This is a genomic window from Dokdonia sp., from assembly GCF_039945015.1.
In the GTDB taxonomy this organism is placed as follows: Bacteria; Bacteroidota; Bacteroidia; order Flavobacteriales; family Flavobacteriaceae; genus Dokdonia.
This window is the reverse complement of record NZ_JBDUXP010000021.1, coordinates 274,745-295,932: the sequence shown is the minus strand read 5'-3', so window position 1 is coordinate 295,932 and position 21,188 is coordinate 274,745. Positions and strand designations below refer to the sequence as shown.

Annotated in this window: 15 protein-coding genes; 5 read left to right on the top strand and 10 right to left on the bottom strand. The window is 31.0% G+C overall.

The genetic code is table 11. From position 1 onward, the window contains the following. Window positions 1-35: 35 nt before the first annotated feature. Entirely contained in the window at window positions 36-725 is a 690-nt protein-coding gene (locus ABJD27_RS17495) for a hypothetical protein (RefSeq protein WP_348166389.1), read from the bottom strand. A 592-nt stretch (window positions 726-1,317) separates the two neighbouring features. Further along, window positions 1,318-1,782, bottom strand: a complete 465-nt coding sequence (locus ABJD27_RS17490) for a JAB domain-containing protein (RefSeq protein ID WP_348166386.1) — start codon at window positions 1,780-1,782, stop codon at window positions 1,318-1,320. A gap of 126 nt (window positions 1,783-1,908) precedes the next feature. Between ABJD27_RS17490 and ABJD27_RS17485 the strand changes: the two genes are divergently transcribed. Then, window positions 1,909-2,598 carry an ATP-binding protein gene (locus ABJD27_RS17485; protein WP_348166383.1) on the top strand — a complete coding sequence of 230 codons (690 nt, stop codon included), beginning with the start codon at window positions 1,909-1,911 and terminating at the stop codon, window positions 2,596-2,598. Window positions 2,599-2,601: 3 nt separating this feature from the next. Beyond that, window positions 2,602-3,234 carry a response regulator transcription factor gene (locus ABJD27_RS17480; protein ID WP_348166380.1) on the top strand — a complete coding sequence of 211 codons (633 nt, stop codon included), beginning with the start codon at window positions 2,602-2,604 and terminating at the stop codon, window positions 3,232-3,234. A 529-nt stretch (window positions 3,235-3,763) separates the two neighbouring features. Here ABJD27_RS17480 and ABJD27_RS17475 read toward each other — a convergent pair. Then, window positions 3,764-4,975, bottom strand: a complete 1,212-nt coding sequence (locus tag ABJD27_RS17475) for a site-specific integrase (RefSeq protein WP_348166374.1) — start codon at window positions 4,973-4,975, stop codon at window positions 3,764-3,766. 437 nt (window positions 4,976-5,412) lie between these two features. Further along, window positions 5,413-6,621, bottom strand: a complete 1,209-nt coding sequence (locus ABJD27_RS17470) for an MFS transporter (protein WP_348166371.1) — start codon at window positions 6,619-6,621, stop codon at window positions 5,413-5,415. Between the two features lie 230 nt (window positions 6,622-6,851). On the opposite strand from ABJD27_RS17470, the gene ABJD27_RS17465 reads away from it, so the two are divergent. From ABJD27_RS17465 to ABJD27_RS17455, 3 genes are all read left to right on the top strand, one after another. After that, on the top strand, window positions 6,852-7,826 hold the full coding sequence (locus tag ABJD27_RS17465; protein WP_348166369.1) for a LamG-like jellyroll fold domain-containing protein: 975 nt from the start codon (window positions 6,852-6,854) through the stop codon (window positions 7,824-7,826). A 386-nt stretch (window positions 7,827-8,212) separates the two neighbouring features. Then, on the top strand, window positions 8,213-8,821 hold the full coding sequence (locus ABJD27_RS17460) for a hypothetical protein (RefSeq protein WP_348166366.1): 609 nt from the start codon (window positions 8,213-8,215) through the stop codon (window positions 8,819-8,821). Between the two features lie 164 nt (window positions 8,822-8,985). Then, complete coding sequence (locus tag ABJD27_RS17455; protein ID WP_348166363.1) at window positions 8,986-9,807, top strand: alpha/beta fold hydrolase; 822 nt, start codon at window positions 8,986-8,988, stop codon at window positions 9,805-9,807. A gap of 143 nt (window positions 9,808-9,950) precedes the next feature. Here ABJD27_RS17455 and ABJD27_RS17450 read toward each other — a convergent pair whose 3' ends face one another. From ABJD27_RS17450 to ABJD27_RS17425, 6 genes are all read right to left on the bottom strand, one after another. Further along, the gene (locus tag ABJD27_RS17450; protein WP_348166360.1) at window positions 9,951-11,537 is read right to left on the bottom strand and encodes an NAD(P)/FAD-dependent oxidoreductase; all 1,587 of its coding nucleotides are present in this window, start codon (window positions 11,535-11,537) and stop codon (window positions 9,951-9,953) included. Between the two features lie 39 nt (window positions 11,538-11,576). Next, window positions 11,577-12,884 (bottom strand): AMP-binding protein, encoded by a 1,308-nt coding sequence (locus ABJD27_RS17445; RefSeq protein WP_348166357.1) that lies wholly within the window; start codon window positions 12,882-12,884, stop codon window positions 11,577-11,579. Further along, entirely contained in the window at window positions 12,881-14,563 is a 1,683-nt protein-coding gene (locus ABJD27_RS17440; protein WP_348166354.1) for a C45 family peptidase, read from the bottom strand. Before ABJD27_RS17440 ends, ABJD27_RS17445 begins: the two co-directional genes overlap by 4 nt. A 136-nt stretch (window positions 14,564-14,699) precedes the next feature. Further along, window positions 14,700-16,226, bottom strand: coding sequence for an NAD(P)/FAD-dependent oxidoreductase (locus tag ABJD27_RS17435; protein WP_348166351.1), 1,527 nt, complete (start codon window positions 16,224-16,226; stop codon window positions 14,700-14,702). Between the two features lie 8 nt (window positions 16,227-16,234). Further along, window positions 16,235-19,918: a 1-acyl-sn-glycerol-3-phosphate acyltransferase gene (locus ABJD27_RS17430; RefSeq protein WP_348166348.1), complete on the bottom strand. Its 3,684-nt coding sequence runs from the start codon at window positions 19,916-19,918 to the stop codon at window positions 16,235-16,237. Beyond that, complete coding sequence (locus ABJD27_RS17425; protein WP_348166345.1) at window positions 19,918-21,054, bottom strand: DUF2062 domain-containing protein; 1,137 nt, start codon at window positions 21,052-21,054, stop codon at window positions 19,918-19,920. The genes ABJD27_RS17430 and ABJD27_RS17425 overlap by 1 nt, the downstream gene beginning before the upstream one ends. Window positions 21,055-21,188 lie beyond the last annotated feature (134 nt).

Genomic DNA, 21,188 nt, shown 5'->3' with positions numbered 1-21,188 from the left:
TTTATAATGATCTGATAATCAATAAAAATTAATGTTTAGTCAATCATATCAGGCATCAAACCAAAAAACCTTTGCCCTCTATATCCACCATCACTTGGAGTATTAACGATAATCTCGAAGATATTAACTTCAAAAGAATTGCCTGTAGTACTAAGTGGTGCAAGAATTTCATCTTTGCTTCCGAAAAAACTAAGTACATAGTTCCCATCTTCATTGCCAGAGAAAACTGATTGGTCAACTAGGCTAGTTATTGTGCTAATGCCATTAAGAATACTAATTTCGTCAGAAAAATCACTAAAAGTGATTGACCCATTTGTTAATATTTCGTTTGTCTGACCGTGAATGTCGTTATTAGTATCAATTGATGTAAAGCCTTGGTTGATTGTTACAGTAGCATTTGCTGGATGTTCATCATCAGGAATATCAATAGCATACGTAATATAAATGAACTTTGTTGTATTACTTGCGCCAGCTATGTTAGCAATTTGACCTGCGCTTGATGCTGTTCCGTTTACATCTTGATTAATAAGTGAGTAAAAAATTCTGTCTTGCTCTATTCCTGTCATAGCCTCAGTTTCTTGCCTATTGATCGTTGGCAGACGATTACCAGTTGTTGATGTTCTAATTTGACCCTCATCACCAGGAAACCTAACATTTGTAACTCCTGCTGTTTGTACACGTAAGATACCGTCGTTTCCTTGATTATCGTTTGTATCATCTGTCATATCATTTTGTTCTTCTTGTTCAGGTTCTGTTTCATCATTAGAACCATCAGACGAACAGGCATTAAAAAGAAGGGATGAAAAGGCAAAGATGAGTATTAAAAATCTTGTTTGAATTTTATAAATTATTTTCATTTCATTTTTGTTTTAAGTGAATAATTAAACTGTTGCGATTTGGGATCGCTTGACAATGAAATGATGTTTAAGGGTCTCGGATATAGTATGTCTGTACTCTCATTTTACGGCAAAAAAACAGCGTGAACTTAGAGTGTCTTCGTTTATAGAGGTACTGGTATACCCGTAACCAAAAGACAACAACTAAGCCCACGCATACCGTGGGCATTAGCGCCTTGTCTTTCACTATGGTTACTTAAAATTACCAGTTTTCTATAAACAGTGAAAATCGTTAGCTAATGCTTATTTTATATTTTTTTAGATGTTTATTTTTCTATAAATGTATTTTTAGATGTTTGTTTGAATCTAAAGTAGGTAATCAAATCTTGAAGCCAAAATATTTTTACAGTTTTATCGTAAGCACCATCATCAATAATGTTGCAGAATATATCAAATAAGATGTGAATAGTTGCATAGTGTTTCAAAATGGTTTCAGTCCATTATCTGCAAAGGAAAAGTAATCATCATCAGTTAAGATGATATGATCTAAAACTTTTAGATCAAGGTATTTTCCCCCAAGTTCCAGTTTTTCTGTCAAAGCAATATCACTTTTACTAGCCTTTAGATTTCCTGACGGATGATTATGCCCTAAGATGATCGCACAAGCACGGGCTTTTAATGCACTTGCAAAGACAAGTTTTGGATCAACGAGCGTGCCAGATACACCGCCCTGTGATAATGGCACAATCCCCATACATTGATTATTACGATCAAGCAATAAAATTTTAAACTCTTCAAACAAATTAATCGTTAGATCATTCCAGTTTTCACGAAACAGATTATAAGCGCTTTGAGAACTCGAAATTTTCGGACGATCAACTGCCCTCACTTTGCGTTTATATGTAAGAGAGATTTCACTAATATTTGATTTGAATTTGCTTGTCATGCGAAGACGATGACAGAAAAATCAAATTAAAATACGCACAAATTTTAATATATTTTTCAAAGACTAGTTATTTTTTGTACATTTGACTAGTTATTTTTAATATTTTAACTAGTTAAAAAAATAAAATTGAGTAGATACATAATATATTGTTTGATTTTTATTATAGTAATTCTTCTTTTCTTAATACAACGATCGTATTTAAAAAGGAAAGAGAAGTTAAAGATTATTAAAGAAATATATCAAACTGAAAGAAGAATTAGTAAAAAGGTTCATGATGAGATATCAAATGATATATACACCATTATGTATAAACTACAAAATATTGAAAATAGCTCAAATAACTTTTCTGGTTTACTTGAAGGCTTAGAAGATTTATATGCTAAAACAAGAGATATTTCTAGAGAATATAGCACATATAATACTAAGATAAAATTTAAAGAGCAGATAATTGATATAATTTGTTCTATAATTAATACAAAAAAAATAAAAATAATTACAAAAATTCCTGATTTAGAAAATACGGAAATAGAGCCTCACATAAAGATAAATATATATAGAATAATACAAGAATTAATGATAAATGTTTCTAAACATTCTAATGCTACTATATTAACAATAATGATAACATATAAAGATAAAAACTTAAAAATACAAGTTCACGATAATGGATTAGGGTTTAATTCCGAAAAACAAAGTAAAGGTATAGGATTAATTAATATTGAAAACAGAGTTAAAAACTTAAATGGTCAGATTATGATAGATTCTATAAAAGGAATTGAGACTAGCACTTTAATTAATATACCAATAAAAATTTAATCAATGACGAAGATATTATTAGCAGATGATCATCCCCTCATAATGGAAGGGATTTCTAATTCTCTATCGAAAAGAAGTGATTTCGAAATTGTAGGCAAAGTATATACTGGCCAAGAAATTTTAAAATTTTTGGAGTCCAAGAAAGTAGATATTATTATTTCAGATGTACAGATGCCATATTTGAATGGTATAGATGCCTACAAAATAATAAAACAAGAATATCCAGATGTAAAATTTATAGTACTTACCATGCATAATTCTATAGATGGGATTAAATACGCTATAAGAACTGGTATTTCTGGTTTTATAATTAAAACTGGAAGAATGCTTAAAGAGGATATAATTAATGCCATTGATGAGGTTTCAAATGGTTATGAATATTACTGTAAAGAAACTATTAAACTTATAATATCTGAGATTAGGGGTGTAAAAGAATATAAAAATGAGATTAACTTAACTAATAGAGAAAGTCAGATACTAAAGTTAATTGGTAAAGGATTTAAATCAAATGATATAGCTAATCAACTTAAAATCTCAAAATATACAGTAGAAACATATAAAAGAAATATCGTAGATAAAGTTGGGCTGAAAAGCGCAAAAGAACTTCTAAAATATGCACTTCAGAATACTAACTAAGATTTGAAAGATAGCTTCGAAATATTACTCAATTCAAAATATGCTATTGTTAGTATAATTACAATTGTACTAACAAGTCTTGCATATATATGTAAAGTAATATGGAGTATAATAAAACAAAAAATTATAATTAAGTATCTAATAAAAAACAACGATAGTATTCAAAAATTTGATCTTGGAAAAGATGGGTCAATCTCAATTATTAAAAAGGAAGAATCAGGTAAGAAAGTAAATTCAATTCCTAGAGATTATTATTCTATAAAAGATATCTAAAGAATAAGAACTGTGAAAAACTCAAAGAACAAAATAGACCCTGATTTCTCTAAGAGCATTGGAGCAATTCTAAATACTTTATACAAATTCTCTAAGAAGGCATCTTTTCAAATTGGATTTGGAACTCTAACATTAGGCCTAATATTTCTTTACTTAGATAAACAGCCACTTATTATAAAAACTATAATTGGATTTGGAGGTTTTTTCATTTCTGCAAGAATAGGTCAAATATTAGATCAATTTATAAAATCTAAACTTAAAAATTAATAACCTTATCCAATGCCTCATCGGTTTCTTGGTGCATAAAGTTCTGTTGATAATTGACCGTTGTTGTAATCGAAGAATGACGATACAGTTTTTGAAGCATTTGAATTGGGATTTTATCCCCTGATATGTTCCCAAAACTATGGCGCGCGATATGCATTGAAAGTTTTTTATCAATCTCTAGCTTTTCTCCTATTAGCTCTAAACGCCTATTAAAATTACGTGTAATCGTTTTAACACGTGTTGTTAGGTACTTCTGATCACTAAAATCAACGGTTTTAAGATCAGAAAAAACTAAATCTGATCGTTTTACTCTCTCTTGTGCATACCTCTCTAAAATCGCTTGTGCTTTATTTGGCACTTTTAGCGAGACAAGTTTCTTATTCTTACCCATTCGGTAATATAAACGCCCATCTTTAAAATCTGACCACCTTAATTTTAAGACATCCCCTACTCTAATACCTGCAAAATAAAAGCTGAACAACCAAACATTCAAAGCGTGCTGTTGCGCAGGTGTAATCTCTTTTATGTTTTCTAGCAGTTTAATTTCTTCCCTATTCAATCCTATCTTTTCACTCTCTGGTATTTTGATTTGCACCTGACCACGACCAAAAGGATATAAGTTACGATCAACAATAGATTTTGAGATTGCCAGATTATAAATCGTGCGTATCAAGATCATATAATTAACCACCGTTCTTTCAGAGCGTTTTAAATCAAAAGAAAGATGATTTTTAAATTTCTCTAATAAGTCTTGATCGAGGTCTTTAAAATCTAGCGCAGATTTACCCAAATAGGTTTTAAAGATATTTAGCCGTCCTCTATCGTTATTCTCTTGATGGAATTTCTGTCTTTTATTCAAAGCGCCAAGGTACATATCCGCGACATTGAAGAAATTCGTATTACGATCATTAACAATCATCGTCTTTATATTCTTGACTGTTTTCTCGCTGTCATTGGTTTCAACATCGAGAGCGATGTTATGAGCTTCTGAAAGCTTTTTAAGAAGAAAGTTATTGAGGCGTTTTGAGTTTTTATGCGAGGTCTTTGCTAACCCTTTTTCTGCATCCCAATCTTTCTCTTGGATGTATTCGCCTGTAAAAATAAATCTTGCTTTACGGTCTTTTGTAATCCTTAAAGTAATAGGATAACTTCCATCTTTCTTTTGATAATTCTTACGAAGTATTATTTTTACTGTAGCCATAATGATCTGATTTGCTACTCAAAGATAAAAAGAAAGGGTCAATTCTATGTACAACATATGTACAACATTTAGTGGTTTTTAATGGTTTTTATTAACAACTATTGAAACGAATAATTTTTAAAAACCTGATTACCAAGTATTAAAAAACACACTAAAACAAACGTCATAGAATTCATAACCCGGAGGTCACGAGTTCAATTCTCGTTCTCGCTACTTAAAAATCAGACAGTTACATTAATTTGTGACTGTCTTTTTTATTCTTCTAAAACATATCTAAAACAATGTTTCTGAGTACGCTTTCGCGAAAGCGTTATTAGTTTTAGTAAATGAGTTATTCAAGTAAGTTACCACTATACAGCCTATTGCAAAACAATTAAAATCAATTTCAAAAAATAACAATAGAAGAATAATCAAAGGGTTCATCACCTAACTAATAGTTACGCCTTCTCCACTTTCCTAAAAACAAAGTAAAATAGGACCGCTCCAATTCCCATAATAGGCATTGCGATCATTCCGATATACAAACCAAGCTTTACATGATCATATATCGTATCTCCTAAGAATTCTGTGCTCAGGACGAGTAAGCGCATGGGAATAAAGGAAAGTGCTATGACCATCGCCAAATATTTTGGGTGTGTATGCTTAGTTAGCATAGAATGAATAATTGGGGCGATACATACTTCTGCAATACTTAGTAATATAAGTGCGCCAAAAAAGACCACTAAATACGTACTATCTATAGATTCTGGTATTAAAGTAAGCAACCCAAAAGAAAGTGCTGCTGCAAAAAAACCAATAGCTATTTTTAAAAATCGATTTTGATAAGAACGCATCCACAATAAAATAGCAATGATGGAAATAGGATATATCCCTATGGAACTCACACTTGACCATAAACCATCAGGAAGTGAATCATTGTACTGTGCCTTTACCTGTAGTTGGATATCTGACATCGCATATCCAGATACACTATAAAGTGCCCAAAAAATACCTATAAAAAGAAAAGCTAACGCTATTTTGGCAATTCTATTCCAAATTGAATTTTCAAAGACAGATTGTTCGGGAAGCTTTGCTTCTTTAGTAATAACAATAAGAAGCGTTGATAGAAGCGCCAACACTCCTGCTAATGCAAATCCGTAAGAATACCCATACATCTCTCCAATAAACCCTATGGATAATATTCCCAAAAAAACTCCTAAACTAACAGCAAGATAGAGTATCGTAAATCCTGAATCTAAAAGTTTAGTTTTAGTTAAATATTGTTTTCCAAAAAATGCAATAAGATTAGGCGTATAAAACCCACCTCCCAATACTGTTAATACAATTCCTACATATAAACCTGTAGTTGTTGGTATACAAAGACTAAAAGCACCTAATGCCTGTAAGCAACCGCCTATAATAACTCCACGTTTACTACCAAATACAAGATCGCCTAAAATGGAGCCTAACAATGGACTCAATACAATACTACTTGTGAAAATGCCATAAATATAAAGTGCTTCGCTTCGTTCCATAGTAAACGTTTCACTAATCATATATAAAACAATAAGCGCACGCAGCCCATAATAAGAAGCACGCTCAAATAATCGAGCTAATGAAATAGTTAAGGTTTCTGAAGCATGAGTAGCGGTAATTGATGTCTGCATAAAAGAAATAATGTTAGTATTGCTAAAACTACGTTTATTTTTGAAATTTTGCGTTTCAACTTTTTATTTATCCACTTTCTTAATAGGACTCACAGATGTCTATAAACCATCAGAAAGTATAGCTTTGATATATAAGTGTAGTTCACTCATTGAAAGATGGTATTCACTCAATAAGTATTTTTAAAGGATCATTGAATTCATATATTTACAAAATCATAAATACATTACCTATGAACAAACTAATACTCATTTTCTTATTCATATCTTTTTCTGTTTTTGGACAAGACATCAATGAAGGTTTACTTCTTCATTACACTTTTAATAATACATATCTTGATACTACTGAAAATGGATATGATGCCACTAATTTTGGAACGACTTTTACTGAAGATCGATTTGGAAATGCAAATGGAGCTTTACTCTTTGATGGAATCAATGATTATATCAATTTACCAAATATAGAAGCATTAAAACCAGACCTCCCTGTTTCTTTTTCTTTTTGGATACGTTACGATAGTGAAAATCCAAATGATAGAGATGTTTTCAATACTTCTTTTGAAGAAGATGTAAATACTGGAATTTATTTTAACTCTCAACAATCTACGGGGAATTTTGCTATAAGTTATGGAGATGGCGCCGATAGCTACACCCCTAGCTCTAGAAGAACATATGTAAGCAACACCCAGATAAATACTGGATTTTGGCATCATATTGCTATTACAGTAAGTTCACAAAATGATATGAAAATTTATATTGATTGTAATGAATTAGGAGGTGAATATTCTGGTTCTGGAGGAGAGTTACAGTATTCGAGTTCTCCTGGAACCATTGGAAGACATGATAGACAATTAGTAGTTCCTGCAAATTATTTTAAAGGAGCTATAGATAATTTTAGATATTGGAATAGAGAACTAAGTCAAGACGATATTACTTTTTTATGTGAGGAGACTTTAGACATAGAAGAAGTAGCAAGTGTATCTAAAGAAACAACTATATATCCAAACCCTACAGATGGCATCATTCATTTTAAATCTAAAAACAGTAGTTATGATACCGTGTTATTATATAATAATTTAGGACAAACTGTTTTAAAAGCAGCCTATCAAACAACTTTAGATCTCAGTACATTACCTAAAGGAATCTATTATATACATCTTATTGAAAATAAGATTCCGATTGAAATTAAAAAGGTAATTATTAAATAAGCAGGTATTTTTCTAGAAAATATACATTTATAAATTGGTACTACCGATAAGAATTTAAATGCTCAAAAACATATAATACTTGGCTTAAGAGATGCAAAAGTTTATCATATGGAGCAAAAATAAATGTGTAATAACCGTTACGTTATGATCAACCTATGATGTTATGATCATACAGGTATACTTGAGAATAAGGAAGTATACGCTTTCGCGAAAGCGTATAAAAGTTAAACCATAAAAACAATGTTACATATCTAAGATATACAACTATCTATATTGTTATTAAAAGCAATAAGTTGGTATACAATTTCTTGATTTTTGGCTATTAAATAAAGTTGTGTTAATTTGTAGCAACTATATTTACACCAATAACTAATAAAAAATCAATAATGAAAAAACAACTAATCACAATTTTAGCATTACTTTTTGTATCACTATCATTTTCTCAAAAAATGAAAGTGGTAAGCGGAAACTTTGATTTTATTAAAGATCAGAAACAAATAAATGTTGAATTTGTATATGATAATGTAACAGTTCACAAGAAGAAACTCTCTAATGATGAGTACGTAAAAGAACGTACTGCCGATCTAGAAGAAAAAGGAAGAGGAAAAGGGAAAGCTTGGGCAAAAAAATGGATTGCAAGTAGAGAACTTATTTATGCTCCAAAATTCTTAGAGCTCATGAATAGGGATCTCTTAGAGAAAAAGGGAATTTCTTTTGAAGAAGATCTTCCTGATGCAAAGTATACTCTTATTGTAGAGGCCGTTTGGTTCTATCCAGGATACAATATTGGTATTTCGAGACAACCTGCAAAAGTATCTACACTACTTAAATTTGTAGAAACAGCAAATAGAGATAATGTCGTATTAGAGATCACTGGTAAAAATGCACCTGGTAATAGATTTGGAGGAACCTTTAGTAACGAAGATCGTCTAGGTGAAGGGTATGCAAAAACAGGAAAAACATTGTCCAAAATGATTATGAAAAAAGCGTTTTAAGCTTTATACTATATAATAGTGCCCATAATTAATTGGTACAAAAAATTCTTTATCTACGGTTGGTTTTAGTTATAAAACCAACCGTATTTTTTTTATATTTAGATGTGATTAGACTTTGATCAAAATGAATCAAAAAAAGCAAAATACTTAAACAAAAAAACACTTTGAAAATTAATTTCCCTAAACTATTCAGACGACTATTCCGTATAATCGCTGTGTTAGTCGTTTTATATAGTCTTACATTGGTGTTTTTCTACTTCAAGCAAGAAAAATTCTTTTTTAATCCTAAACATTTAGAGCCTGATTATATTTTTCAATTTGAAGAACCCTTTGAAGAGCTCGAAATTGCTGTAGAAGAAGATGTTTATTTAAATGCTTTACATTTTAAAGCAACAAATCCTAAAGGCATTATATTATATTTTCACGGAAATGCAGGTGCGATACATGACTGGGGGAAACGAGCCCCTTTATACTTAGAAAACGAGTATGACGTACTCTTTGTAGATTACAGAGGATATGGTAAAAGTGATGGGAATTATAAAAATGAAGATCAATTATTTTCTGATGTACAGAAGGTATACGATTATGTAAAGAGCAAATATGATGAGCGTCAAATTACTGTTTTAGGGTATTCCTTAGGATCTGGTTTGGCAGCATACGTAGCTTCACAAAATAACCCCAAGCAACTTATCTTAAATGCACCCTATTATTCTTGGAAAACACTTGTTGCAGATGAGATCGCCCCTCCTATTCCAACATATCTTATAAAATATGATATCAAAACGTATGCATACTTAGCAACAGTGCAATGTCCAATACAAATTTTTCATGGCACTAAGGATTTCTTGATTCGGCCTAATAGTAATTCGGAGAAATTAAAAGAATTGTATCCTGATAAAATTGATTTAACCCTTATCATAGACGCTGTACATAATGATATCCATATTACAAAACAGTACTATGACGCACTAAAAGAATTGTTGTAATAGATAACAAAGTACCAAATCAAAAGATGATCATCTACTTATAATTAGTCTATATACGCTTTCGCGAAAGCGTATAAAACACATTTACAACAAAAAAGAGTATTACAAATTCGTTTCTAGTTATGTGTTATAAACAGACTCCCCTACTTCATTTGCTTAAATAGTTTTCGAACACCAAATTTGAGAATAGTAATAGCAGCAAGCATACCAGATAACATGGCACCTGCAACACCAACAATCGTAATATCCTGCCCCACCAGTCGTAGGCCTTTAATTTTTGTTTCTGGACGTAAAAAAGGCAATCTAAAACGTTTTGGTGAATGCTCTAAGCCATAAATCTCCCCATGTTGATACTTAGTAAAATGCTTGGTAGATAATGGTGTTGAGATTTCTGTTTCGATAACGTGCCCTTTAATTTGTGGAAATAATTCATAAAGTTTCTTAAGCATTTGCTTTTCCAATTCTTGCTTGAGTTCGCTATATTCTTTACCTCGTTTCATCCAAGGAGCTTCTTCATACTTTTTAAACCAGTCATAACGTCCTACTGTAATTGCTTGAATGGTGGCCTTATTAGGATGCGTATCTGCCCAATTTGGGTCTTTTGCAGAAGGAAATGAGACATATGCAAAATTTAATGGAGCACTTTCAATAGTTGCTTGATCGATAATGTGATCGATATCATCATGTTTAAAATACCATACATTGTTTTTTGGTAAATCCAACGCTTTATCAGAAATGTCTAAGCCTACATATAAACAAATATGTCCCGTAGAGGGTTTTATCTCATCTAAGGTAAACTGACATCGCTGACGATCCTTAGACGATAGTAAATGATTAAATGTATTGTTTACCCCAATATTACTAATAACGCTTTTACAAGAAATGAATCGATCGTTGATCTTTATTCCTTGAACTTTATTTTTTAAAACAACAATCTCATCTACTTTTGAATTAATATAGACTTCCCCTCCATATGCTGTAAGATGATCAATAGTCGTTGTAGCAAGTGTATCTGCACCTCCTATAGGATAGTATCCACCTTCCATAAAATGAGCAATAACCATTGCGTGTGCCGCAAAACTACTACGTTTTGGAGCAAGGCCATAATTACCGCATTGAGCACACAAAACAGCTATTAAACGCTTGTTATTTGTTAAGGAACTAACAACTTCAAATGTTGTTTTTTGTGAATATTTCCAAAATAACCTTTTAATTAATTTTCCTATAGTTAGGCTTAAAATAGGTTTAAATGTCTTCTCAAAGAAAAAAGCATTTCCATATTTATTGGAGGTTTCTATACGCTTAAGGTAGGTATTTATAGCTTTGGACTCATCTGGAAAATAGCTAATTAACTGTGCTCGCATATTTTCTTTTCCAGCCTTAAATTCATACACCTTATCTGCAATATGAACAACGTCATACACATCACCCATAGATGCCCAACGTACTTTATTATCGGTGATAAAATCAAACAGTCTTTTTAGAGAACTCCCAGTTCCTACATTACCTATGTAATGAACGCCAACATCCCAATTAAATCCTTTTTTTCGTTTAAAACTATGTGTAAAACCTCCTGGAACATAGTGTTGTTCAAAAACAACTACTTTTTTTCCAGCTCTGGCAAGCCAAGTAGCAACTGTTAACCCTCCTATCCCAGAACCAATGATGATATGATCTACTCCTGAAAAGTTAGCATCTGGAGTTAGCTTTTTATAGTTCTTTATAGACATAAACAACTATGAATAAAAATAGTACTAAAACAAGGGTTTCTAAAAAGAAGCATTGGTTGTTTTTCTTTTATCTATAATCATTATAGGTTTCCTACTTAATTTAGGGAACTGAAGTTTTTGAATTGCTTTCCCATCAAGAAACTCAATTTCGGGAAGTACTCTTAATTTTGCTCTAAAATGATCTTTTATACTTTGCAATAAAACATCGTTAGGGTTTTGTGTCGCAATTTTTATAAGGATTTCATCTGTGCCTATAGCATTATGATAAATCTCAATGACATAGCTTTTTATCTCATCAAAATCATTTAAAAGATTATTCATTGCTGGAGGATACAACGTTGTGCCTTTATACTTTATCATTTGTTTTTTTCTACCTAGTACAGGACCTAAGCGTGTTGTATTTCTACCACAATCACAAGGATCTGCATAGCTTTTAAGCATATCTCCAGTCTTAAATCGAAGTAAAGGCATTGCCTCTACACCTAACGTAGTAATGGTAAGCTCTCCTACTTCGCCTGTAGCAACAGGATGATCATTATCATCTAAGATTTCGGTGATGATTAGTTCTGGATGTTGATGTCCTCCTTTCTGAGATTCACATTCTGTAAATGCAGTATTCATTTCTGTCGAAGCATAGGTAGAGTATAACTGAATATCCCATTGTGATTTAATTTTTTCGGCAAGGATATTAGGAGAAAAATCTTGATTTCGTATAGGTTCTCCAATACATATAGCTCCTTTTATACCTGAGTTATTAAAATCTATATCGTGTGATTTTGCGTACTCTATAAGCTTTAATAAAAACGAAGGAACAGCGATTAAATAAGTAGGTTTAAATTTTAAAATAGAATCCCATTGTAATTCAGGAACACCATTACCTACTCGAATAATTCCGGCTCCCAATTTTCTTGCTCCTAAAAAATAGGCTAACCCAGCCATAAAACGTCTATCTAACGTCACCATTACTTGTAGCACATCATTTTGTTGCATACCAGCACAAGCAAAAGAAATAGCTTCGTTATGTGCTAGACGATCCAAGTCATTATCTGTAAGTGCAAATGTAACTGGCTCTCCTAAAGTACCAGATGTTGTTACATAATCTATAATCTTCTCTCTAGAAACACACAAAAATTCATTATTATGTTCTTGTAAGTCTTCCTTAGAGGTTGTTGGTATCTTGGTTAAATCTTCTAGTGTTTTAATAGCATCTATAGAAATAGCATGTTTTTTAAATAAACGTTTATAATATGCAGAATGCGTGTTTAAATAAATAAGAAGTGTTTTTAATTTACTTTCTTGAAATATTCTTATTTCTGCCGAAGTTGCTTTTTCTATTTCAGGAATCATTTGTTTAATCTCCTTTTTAATTTTTTAATATACATATTAATGGTCTCTTGCTCAGGAACTGTAGTAATTTCTTTTGTAGATGCCATTTCAAAAGCATGAAGAGCCGCTGTATAATATTTTTTTTGATAATAGTACTTCCCAACTAAATAGTAGGGCTCCCAATATTCTGGGTTGGCATGTTGTATATCCTTTAGAAGCGCAGGTTCTATAGCTTGTTCTTTTTCAATTTTTGCATCAACTTTTTGTTTTAACATCCTATACCTCTCGTAGTTACGATATGCATCTGTATACTGAAAAGGGTCTTTTTCTATATTTAATGATGTTGTAGCAAGTGTTTCTTTTGAATTACTAGAAGCAGTTTTAAAGACCTCATTTAGATCATAAGCAACAAACTCACCTAACTGATATGGATTAGAAGATACCCAAACTAGACGCTGCTCTGGCTTAAATATAATGCTATGATGGGCTAATAACTGATTGAGAGCTTTCTCATTTCCATACCCAATTTCTTTATTTTGCAATCCTTCTTTATTTCTTAGTATAGCTGCTGCTGTTTCTGGTGTTAACTTCTCTTCTTGTAGTAAAAGCTCTTCCATACGTTGGTATCTATATAGAGAATGACTTTCTGCTTTGTGTTTGATATTATTCTCATCTTCAGAATAAGCGTCACTTTGAAAGTGATTAGAACATATTAATTGATTAGAATTTGAAACTTCATATACACCAAAGTTCTTTGGAGACACTTCTATAAGAATTGCTTTTTTATCATGAGCACTTCCAACAAAAATAGATTCTGACACGAAGACGCTACGCTTCTTAGCAATAGCAATGGCTTCGTCTATAGTCGTAGCATATTGTAATATCTCGCGAGTTAAAATAGATACGGGCGTTTTTGCAATTAATGGGACTTTAGATTTTCCTGCATTAATCGTTACTGTCAGACCATGTTCATTCATTCCAGAAACAACGCCTATCATACCTCCCCAAGTCACAGACATAAACTTATGCCCTTCGGTTGGGCTTACAAATGCAATAATTTTTTCTTTTGCAAAATCATCACTTGCATAAAAATCAAAATTTCTACCAATAATTAAACTTCCATCTTCTGTTTTATCTCCCCAAGCAGCAAAAGAGGTGCAACCTACTAATGCCAAATCTTGAAATGCGTGACCAATATCGTGCGCTCCGTGTAGGTATAATATTCTCAGATAATTATCTGCAATATGACTATAGGTATCTGCTGCATATTCAGAAAGGCCGTAAATCTCTGCTTTATACTCTTCTGGAATATGCAAGTACATTTTTCTATTATACCAGGCTAATACCTTCCGTAAAAAATATTGCTTTGTTTTTGAAGGGACTAAATCATTTACTTTTGATAAAAAAGCATGTTCTTGCTTTTTAAATAATTCTTGTGTTAGTAGTCCCGTATTTAATCCTATTTGGTATGGGTTCCCTTCTACATACAGTTCCCATAATCCTTGCTTATTTTTTTTGAGATTATTGTTTCCTGCAGTAAACGTAGAATCATTGACTTGTTCTCTGTTCAAAACAGACACTTCATATGCAGCTACATCTGGAACATCTTTTAGGGATTTAGAAACTCCACAAGAACTTAGTATGAATATAAGTACTAAAAGGTAGAGATACTTTATTTTTATATGCTGTTTAAAGTTCATTTTACAATTTATCTTGAACTGCTATGATTTGATTGTTTCTACTTGATAGGTGATATATTCTATTTATAAAGATTCTTTTTTTGCTTTCGCGAAAGCGTACTAAGTCACATATAAATAGGAATAGTCATTATCATTCTTAATTTTTATTATGCTCTAAAATTTTATTTAATAAATAATCTTTTCCTAAAACTTCAGAACATGTGATTACTGCGCCGATTGTTACGCCTAAAATGCCGTGCATATTTAGGCTTTGCCCTGTAAACAGTAAGTTTTTTATTCTTGTTTTTGGTGATATAAAAGAATGCATTGGTTTATTGACATCCTTTACATAACCATACATTGCACCATCGGTATTACCTATATAATCCCTGTAAGACAATGGTGTAGATGTATAAAATGTCTCTATACAATCTCTAATATTAGGAAATTTCTTTTCTAATTCAATAATAATTTTTTCAGCTTTTTCGGTTTTAAACTGTTCATAGCTTTGACCTCTTTCATTTTTATGAGCTACAGTATTAAAGCTATCTACCCAAGGGGCTACTTCATCATAATTCATATAAGTCATCACTGCGATGTTATCACCATATTCGCCTTGATTTTTTTTAACGCCCATAGACATCATATACCCTTCTGGCCAACTTTCTTCTGTATAGTTTAAGGTGTCCCAAACATTATTATAATCTTTGAAATGATAAAAATTTTTATTTTGATATTTAAATGAATTTGGTTTCAAAACGATATATAAACTAAATGCAGCGGGAGTTGTTTCTATTTGAGAAATACGATTGGAATATGATTTTCTAAACTTGCCATCACCTACCATTTTTAATGTTTGTTTAGGGTCTATATTAGAAATGAATAAATCCCCATGAACTTCGATATCATTCTTAATAACTGCAGCTGTAATGATACCATCTTCAAAGTTAAAACGACTCACCTCACTATGTTTATACGTGTCTCCGCCAAGCTCTCTTAAACGTTTCATTAAGACTTTGGTAATTTGACTTCCGCCATTTTTACATCGATATGAACTTTCTATGTATGTATTTGTAGATAGCGCATGAACATAAAAAGGAGTGCGTTCACCGTCACCTGCATATAAATAGTTAGTTCCTGCTAGTACAGCTTGTAATTTTTTATTTGTCGTTAATGTCTCTATATATTTTTTTGCTTGAAGCTGAAAAACAGATACATTATCATAATAAGGACTCCCCTTTTTTAAATTATATAATGGGAATTCATTACACGTTTCTCTCAACTTATCACAGTAAGCGATTATTGCAGACTCTTCTTCAGGGAAATCTTTAATTAATACTTTTATAAAGTTTTCATATCCTTGTGCATGATTGTACTCCTTGTCGTCATTATCAAAAGAGATGATATCAAAACCGTCTTCATCTAATTTTTTAAACTCAAGGTCATCCATAATATCAATGTATTTAAAATATTGATATAAGTTTTGACCTTCAGAAAGCCCACCGATATAGTGTACTCCTGTATCAAAAATTGTTTTATTTCTTACGAAGGTTTGTAAGTTACCTCCATATTGATTGTTTTTTTCAAGAACACAAACGCTTTTACCTTCTTTTGCTAGGATAATTGCAGACACCAAACCTCCTAAACCACTCCCAATTATCACAACATCATAATGTGCCTTCATATATGTATTTATCTTTTTAATATAATAGTGTCTTCACTTTTGTAATATATGCTAAAACCAGAATTATTCATTGTTTCTGAGTATAATTCGATACTCTTTTTTAATAAAATTATAAGAGTAGTATCTGTATCACTTACTATATGGCTTAATTGATTTTGATGTATTTTACTTGAATTAATAATCAAGACAGTTGCTTTATTTTTTAATGCATCATCAATAGAGGCTTCTGTTTTAACGGCCTTATATTTATTTGCGAGATAGCTATTTTGAAGAATAGCCCTAGTCATATCATTCTCTATATAGGATACTATTTTTCTATCAATCCCGCTTAAGGTTAATAAGATATCTAATTGCCCATCATCGTCAGAGATATGAGTAATGTTATCATTAGGACCAATAGCTTTTAAAACTTCTTTATATGTAGTATTATATCTCTTTAAATCTTTCTTTACTCTTGCATATACTGCATTTCCTTTATGCTGATATTCTTCTAAAACATCATTGTAAAAATAAGAGGGGTGTTCTATCTCTTGGCTTAATGCGTAATATTCTTGTTTAAAATGTGCACTAATGCTTTTTGTCCGTTCTTTATAAACCTCTCCAAAGGTTTTTTCTTTAAGAGAAATTCGTTTTAATATTTTTACTGTAACCTTTCCATTTCTAATGAGAAAACTACCTTTAGGGTTTACTTCTGAATTCCCATGAATTAGAATTGGAAGAATATCTAGATTAAGTTGTTCTGCAAGAAAAAATGCTCCTTTATGGAAACGTTTTATTTTACTAGTCAGAGCTCTTGTGCCTTCTGGAAACACCATTAATGAATAGCCTTGATTCACTTTAGTTTGTAGATGCGATACTCCATTTTCAATACCGCTAGAGACTGGATAAAATCCAGCAATTTGAGCTATTTTCCCAAAAACGGGAGAATTATATACCCAATCATTAACTAAGAAAACAATTTTTGGGTCTAACATTCCTATTGCCAAAATATCTAAGAAAGAAGTGTGATTTGAAATAATAACTGCTGGGTTCCTAAATGTCTCATTATTTAAATTTATAACCTTCTTTTTTACAAAAGGATTTGAATAAAGCACCGATTTCATAAACTTTGAAATCACTTTATGAAACCACTTCATCTTAATTTTTTTATTTATAGGAATAATTTTCAAGAGAGATATACTAAATAAAGAAAGGAAGATGCCTCCAAACCCAAAATATGCAAAAGACAATATAGAAGAAATTAATAATCTAAAACTAACTGGTTTTTTTGTCTTAGCACCAATAAATAGTTTAAACAATATAGGTTGAATTGTAAATGAAATAATAACCGCAGATAAAATCCCAATAATAGATACCAAAGCAATAGAGTACAATGCAGGATGCTTTGCAAAGATCAAAACACCAATCCCTAAAATTGTAGTAATCATCGATAAAATAATGGAAGCTTTATAAGTTGGTAGTATTCTTTCTCCCGTTCTATATTGGTGCAATAAACCATTTGTAATAAAAATGCTATAATCAATCCCTAAACCAAAAATAAAAGTGGAGATTATAATACTAAAAATATTAAACTCTAGATGTAATAATCCCATCACTCCTATGGTTAACAACCAAGTTAGTATAATTGGGATACTGGTAACCAAGGTTAAAGAAAAACTCTTATAGAAAAGAATTAAAATAAGTAATACTACTCCGAGAGAAAACAGTATTAATTTATTAAAGTCATTTTTTAGATCACCTAAAAATGCTTCATTCATTTGTTGCCTATCTATAACTAGAACTTGTTTGTTATCATTAAAAACAGAAATTAACTCTTGTAGGTTTTCTTCTTTAACCTTAACTAAACTTGTTATCGTATTAAAGCCATTTTTGGAACTAATATAATCTTCTGTAGGGATGTTACTTAAAACTTGATAATCTTCAATTTGGAGTGATTTAAAGTCTTTATCCATAAGACTATAAAAGGCATTAAAAGAAGACGGTTTAAATCCTAATTTACTCCCACTTTCTATTAAATTACCCTTAGTTGCATTACTGGTTTTGGTATTCCAAAAGGAATTCCATTTTTTAATCTTTTTATTTTGAGTTTCTTTAGATTGTATCACTGCTCCAATAGAACTAAAGTCTATTACAAGACCATCTGCCTTGAGTTTTTGAAGTTTCGAATAGATCGCATCATTGAGTATTGCTACTTCTTCTATAGAAGAACTGTATGCTGCTAAATACACCGATTTTGAAGCCGTATTTATTAACCCATCTAGTCTTTCTTGAGACGCCTTTAAATGTTGGGGTTCATAATTTAGTTTACTTATATCCTTATTAAAAGTAACTGTATTATAGGTAAACAAACTAATACCAAATGCTATAATAAGAAAAATCCCTATCCACTTCTTTTTATGAAATTGATAACTTGCTAGTCTATCTATAAATGTATTCCGTTGTTTTACTTTTGTAACATTTTTATATGCTAATGGGATAAACAATAATGCAAATACAGAAGCACTCAATACACTTATAGATGCAAAGATTCCTAAATCTTGAAGTGCTCTAGAACTTAAAAACAATAAACATAAAAAAGCCAAAGAAGTTGTCAAACTACTCATCAATATAGGCTTTGTGATATCTTTATATAATGTTTTTATATCATTGTTACTACGTATATGAGTTAGTATATGCAGTGAATAATCCAAGGTAATCCCTAGCAATATAGAACCGATTCCTAATGAAATAGCAGAGATTTCACCTCTAATTAGATACAATAAAGCAACGGCAAATAATCCGCCAAATACGGTAGGGATAAATAAAATAATTGGGATGCTTACCTTTTTATAAAAGAGAATTAAGATGATCAATAAGATACTCATTGCGATACTTACCGTAAGTTGGATGTCATCTTTAATTTGTCTTGCATTTTCGACAGCAATTAAAACACCTCCAAAATACTCACTGCTTGCTTTACTTTGAAATTTAGAATTGAGTTGCTCATTAATTTTATATAAATCCTCAACAAATTTGGCGTTTTTTGAAGTTTCGCTAGAGCCTAAAGTCGGTGTTATAAATAATAAAATATGATTTTTATCTTCACTTAATAAAAAGCCATTATGTATCGTAAAATCATTACCAAAGTTAAGTTCTTGTAATTTTGTTATTCCAAGAAAAGAAAGTCCTAATGGATCTTTTAATATAGTTTCTCTTGCAATAAATCCAGATGGAGAAATTAAAGTTTTATAATTACTAGCGACAATAGCATCTATACTATCTTTTTGAATTCTATTTGTAATCGTCTCGTAGTCATCATCATCCAAAAATAGAGACATATTATTATACACAAAGTCTATCGTTGCTTGAATATCGTCTTCTTCTATTTTTCCTTGAATCTTTGTAAAATACTCACCTGAGTTTTTATGAAGACTATCAATAAGTTGAGTAGCATAATCTGTAATATCATCCGTACTTCCATTAGATTCTCGTTTGATATTAACTATGATTTTATCAGCAAAGTTTACAGTCTTTAAAACTTTTCCAATATCTGATGTTTTCTCATTAGTAGGTATGAGTTTTGTGATATCTTCTTCAAATTTGATTCTAGATGCCGTAAAAATTAATGTAAGCAAGAATAAAAATAGAATACCAAGACTTACTACCTTTTTAGCTGTAATCTTTTGATATATCTTATAAAATAGTTGCTCCATTATTTAGCATAATTTTTACCAAATACAAGAAAAAGGAAATAACTTAAAAATCCTAAGGTAACAGCAGAAATAACCCCTAAAGAAAGGCTACCAACAATATAAATCTTAAGGTGTTTAAATACCTCAAGTTTTCCAAACATATCTTCCATGGTATAGTTCAGGTCTGTTCCAAAAAAAAACTGTCCAATTTTTAAACTACAATAGACTATAAAGGGAATAAAAGGCGGTAAACTTACATTAGAGAATGTAAAAGATAATGTTTTATTTAATTTAAAAAATATAGCTAATGTGATTACAATCAATGTATGAAAACCCCAAAATGGAGATACTCCCACAAAAACACCCAAAGCTACTGATAATGCTTTTTTTTTAGGAGGATCTTGACTTCCTAGAAAATCTTCAAAAAAGAATCTTTTAATGCTTTTTTTTTTAAATTTTCTAAAAAAATCACGAGGTTTAATAAATAAAAACGTGACGATAACTAACCATGTATTTAAGATACTTATTCTTGTGAAATCTTTAAAAGGTCTAAAATGAGAAACTCTTTCTTCTTCTTGATAAAGGATTTGTATAGGTATATTTTTTACACGGACACCACTCCAAGCAGCTTTAACAATGACTTCGATTTCTAACTCAAATTTAGTAGTATATAACGTAAGCTTTTTAATTTCTTTTAAAGGGTATAATCTAAATCCAGATTGGGTGTCTTCTAATTTAATACCTGTTTCTACATTAAACCAAAAATTAGAAAAAGTATTTCCAAAACTACTTTTTTTAGGAATACCATCTTGATTCATGTTTCGAGAACCAATAAATAGTACATTTTTATCTTCATCTTGCTCTAAAGCATTAACAAAAACAGGGATATCTTCAGGAAAATGTTGTCCATCAGAATCTATACTAATAGCAAAATGATATCCTAAATTCTCTGCATGATCAAAACCAACACGTAACGCATTTCCCTTCCCTCTATTATTTTCTATATGTATTTGTTGAAGATCGGTATACGACTCTAGAATTTGTGACGTGGTATCTGTAGCTCCATCATTAACTATAATTACCTGAGTCGTATAATCAAGTACTCTATCAATAACAGACTTTAAGGTAGCATCATTATTGTATGTTGGGATTAACACACAAATTTTTAAATCAATAATTTTTTGGCTGATTAAGTCGTCGCTCACTTCATAGAAACCTTAAAGAATTACTAAATCGAAAATACTATTTTTTCTTGATTAGAAAGGAATTTTGATCAGTAAATAATTAATTT

Excerpts from the sequence above, each read along its gene's own strand:
- ABJD27_RS17495 (WP_348166389.1), bottom strand. The coding sequence starts at position 725 with ATGACAGATGATACAAACGATAATCAAGGAAACGACGGTATCTTACGT.
- ABJD27_RS17490 (WP_348166386.1), bottom strand. The coding sequence starts at position 1,782 with ATGACAAGCAAATTCAAATCAAATATTAGTGAAATCTCTCTTACATAT.
- ABJD27_RS17480 (WP_348166380.1), top strand. The coding sequence starts at position 2,602 with ATGACGAAGATATTATTAGCAGATGATCATCCCCTCATAATGGAAGGG.
- ABJD27_RS17475 (WP_348166374.1), bottom strand. The coding sequence starts at position 4,975 with ATGGCTACAGTAAAAATAATACTTCGTAAGAATTATCAAAAGAAAGAT.
- ABJD27_RS17470 (WP_348166371.1), bottom strand. The coding sequence starts at position 6,621 with ATGCAGACATCAATTACCGCTACTCATGCTTCAGAAACCTTAACTATT.
- ABJD27_RS17465 (WP_348166369.1), top strand. The coding sequence starts at position 6,852 with ATGAACAAACTAATACTCATTTTCTTATTCATATCTTTTTCTGTTTTT.
- ABJD27_RS17460 (WP_348166366.1), top strand. The coding sequence starts at position 8,213 with ATGAAAAAACAACTAATCACAATTTTAGCATTACTTTTTGTATCACTA.
- ABJD27_RS17450 (WP_348166360.1), bottom strand. The coding sequence starts at position 11,537 with ATGTCTATAAAGAACTATAAAAAGCTAACTCCAGATGCTAACTTTTCA.
- ABJD27_RS17445 (WP_348166357.1), bottom strand. The coding sequence starts at position 12,884 with ATGATTCCTGAAATAGAAAAAGCAACTTCGGCAGAAATAAGAATATTT.
- ABJD27_RS17440 (WP_348166354.1), bottom strand. The coding sequence starts at position 14,563 with ATGAACTTTAAACAGCATATAAAAATAAAGTATCTCTACCTTTTAGTA.
- ABJD27_RS17435 (WP_348166351.1), bottom strand. The coding sequence starts at position 16,226 with ATGAAGGCACATTATGATGTTGTGATAATTGGGAGTGGTTTAGGAGGT.
- ABJD27_RS17430 (WP_348166348.1), bottom strand. The coding sequence starts at position 19,918 with ATGGAGCAACTATTTTATAAGATATATCAAAAGATTACAGCTAAAAAG.